Origin of the sequence: Bacillus sp. HMSC036E02 (assembly GCF_001836235.1) — a bacterium.
GTDB lineage: Bacteria > Bacillota > Bacilli > Bacillales > Bacillaceae_G > Bacillus_A > Bacillus_A cereus.
The window spans coordinates 1-223 of record NZ_KV827875.1; the positions used below are offsets into that span (position 1 = coordinate 1).

The window sequence follows — 223 nt, forward strand, 5'->3', positions numbered from 1 at the left end:
TTATATGCATGATGTATTTGAATTAAAAGCCGAACAGTTCGATCATGTGATTAAAATGGGACGTACACATTTACAAGACGCTGTGCCAATTCGCCTTGGACAAGAGTTTAAAGCATACTCACGTGTACTTGAACGTGATATGAAACGCATTCAGCAATCACGTCAACACTTATATGAAGTGAACATGGGAGCGACTGCAGTTGGTACAGGCTTAAATGCAGAT

Annotated in this window: 1 protein-coding gene; it reads left to right on the top strand. The window is 39.9% G+C overall.

Features of this window, described 5'->3' with window-relative positions:
• On the top strand, positions 1-223 hold a 223-nt coding region (locus HMPREF2590_RS26005), incomplete at both ends, for a lyase family protein (protein WP_256325176.1).